General features: G+C 71.5%; 1 protein-coding gene. It reads right to left on the minus strand.

The window, feature by feature from the left end:
* Nucleotides 1–42 precede the first annotated feature (42 nt).
* Nucleotides 43–305 (minus strand): tyrosine-type recombinase/integrase (locus P3H15_RS54855; RefSeq protein WP_276144936.1); only part of this gene is annotated, 263 nt, incomplete at its 5' end.

Genomic DNA, 305 nt, shown 5'->3' on the forward strand with positions numbered 1-305 from the left:
CCGCTTCCACCCAGTCGATCGTGGCCTCGTCGCGCCCGCCGGTCACGAGCCGGACTCGGTCCGGTCGTCGCGGTGCGCGCCGACTCGCCAGCCGCCGGTGACCGCCTTCCAGTCCGCGGCAGCCCGCATCTCGGCGTCCTCGGTCACGTGCGCGTACGTGTTGAGCGTGGTCTGCACGTCGAGATGTCCCAATCGTCGACTCACCACGTGCACCGGTACCCCCGACAACAACAGCGCCGTGGCGTGCGAATGCCGCATCCAGTGCGGCGACCAGGCCTGCGGCACCTGCCCGGACAGCTCGCGGC

The sequence above is a fragment of the Rhodococcus sp. T2V genome, from assembly GCF_029269925.1.
In the GTDB taxonomy this organism is placed as follows: domain Bacteria; phylum Actinomycetota; class Actinomycetes; order Mycobacteriales; family Mycobacteriaceae; genus Rhodococcus_F; species Rhodococcus_F koreensis.